The organism is Acidobacteriota bacterium, from assembly GCA_003225175.1.
Taxonomy (GTDB): Bacteria; Acidobacteriota; Terriglobia; order Terriglobales; family Acidobacteriaceae; genus Gp1-AA112.
Genome location: QIBA01000156.1, coordinates 1 through 1658, shown reverse-complemented (window position 1 = coordinate 1658; position 1658 = coordinate 1). Strand labels below are relative to the sequence as shown.

Sequence of the window (1658 nt, the reverse complement as noted above, 5' to 3'; positions counted from 1 at the left end):
TAGATACATTGAGTGCATGGAGTTTTTCCTTGCGCCTTATCCCATCAATTGCACGCCCAACGAGGGCGACCCGAGCAAGGCGCCTGATATTACCATCAACTCGTGGGGTTGTCCTGCTTCGGAAGGTTGTTCAGCTAACACATTGCAAGCCGCTGTTGAAGCTCAAGGTGCTGCTGGCATCCAAATGGTAGTTGCAGCAGGTAACTCAGGCTCGGCTTGTTCGACAGTGTCGGATCCGCCAGCTATTTACGCGGCATCTTATACAGTTGGCGCACTGACCACAGGTACTGATACAATCGCTTCCTTTAGCAGCCGCGGACCGGTGACAGTTGATGGAAGTAACCGCATCAAACCCGACATCACTGCCCCGGGAACTAACACGCGATCGGCTACTAACGCCGGCGATAATCTATATACCACTGCCAGCGGCACGTCCATGGCTACTCCGCACATTGCTGGTGCCATGGCATTGCTGTGGTGCGCTCTTCCAAGCTTGCAGCATCAGATTACCGACAGTCGCGAAGCTTTGAATAACTCGGCTGTATTTATTTCTTCGACGCAGTGCGGCACTGCTGGGCCGCCAAACAACGTGTATGGCTGGGGTCGCGTTGATATCGCGGCAGCTGTAGGCACGCCATCACCAACCGCAACCCCGAGTCCTAGACCAACAGCAACGGGTACGCCTTCAGCGTGCGGCCCGACGGCATCACCGACGCCGACGGCAACTGCGACGGGGACAGCTACAGCTACAGCTACGCCAACAGCTACAGCTACGGCTACATCAACGCCAAGACCGACGCCCACGCCGAGGTTTGCGCCAACTCCGAGGCCTCGTCCCACGCCGCCGCCCAGACCGTAGTCGTCTTCGCTAAAGCAAATATTGTCGCGACGGGTGATGAGCGATCGGTCCTGACCGACGTCGCATCGCTGCGCGTGCATGCTGCCCGTCGTGCTGCGCAGTCGTCTCACGACGCCCGGTCTCGCTAACGGGGCACTCGCAGGAAATGAGGCGAAATAATATTGACACGTTCGTGCGGATTCAGGTACAAGGGCGTTCCACCATTGCAACTTCGGGAAAAATAACCACACCGGGAGACATCGACGACGGCTTCGCCTTCGAGCGTGTCGGCGAAAGCACCACCTAGCCCACACTTCATCCAATGAAAAAGAAATCCACTTCCCAATCGGCATTCTTCAAACTTCGTCTCGTGCTCGGTGTCCTGCTGTCCTTTGCGGGAATCACACTCGTCCTGCTGGCGCAGCCGCGAACGCCCTCTGCGCAACCAGGCAATTCACATCCGATTGTGCAGGCCCAATTTCGCGGCGTGCTGCCGGTGGTGAAGTTCGATGTATCGCCGCCTTTGCGCGACATGAAAGCGGTGCCTGTAACAGAGTGTCCGCTACGCGAGGACGAAGACCGCGAAATCCTGGCGCACCTGCCGCCCTTTAGCCCAGTCGTGCCCGACCCGGTTGTGCAACGGGTGCTCGGGAAAATTGGAATACCGGGACCGATTGTGAGCTTCGATGGGAACAGCAACATGTGCGGCTGTGTTCCGCCCGATCCGAATGGGGCGGTCGGTCCTAATCATCTTATGGAAACGTCGAACGTGCATTTTCAAATCTTCGACAAGAACGGGACATCACTTTTCGGTCCGGTG

At 57.2% G+C, this 1658-nt stretch carries 2 protein-coding genes; both read left to right on the top strand.

Annotated features, from left to right (window positions below; genetic code table 11):
- Positions 1-16: 16 nt before the first annotated feature.
- Positions 17-859, top strand: a complete 843-nt coding sequence (locus DMG62_23965; GenBank protein ID PYY20112.1) for a hypothetical protein — start codon at positions 17-19, stop codon at positions 857-859.
- Positions 860-1160: 301 nt separating this feature from the next.
- The coding region (locus DMG62_23960; GenBank protein PYY20111.1) for a hypothetical protein at positions 1161-1658 on the top strand (498 nt) is incomplete at its 3' end.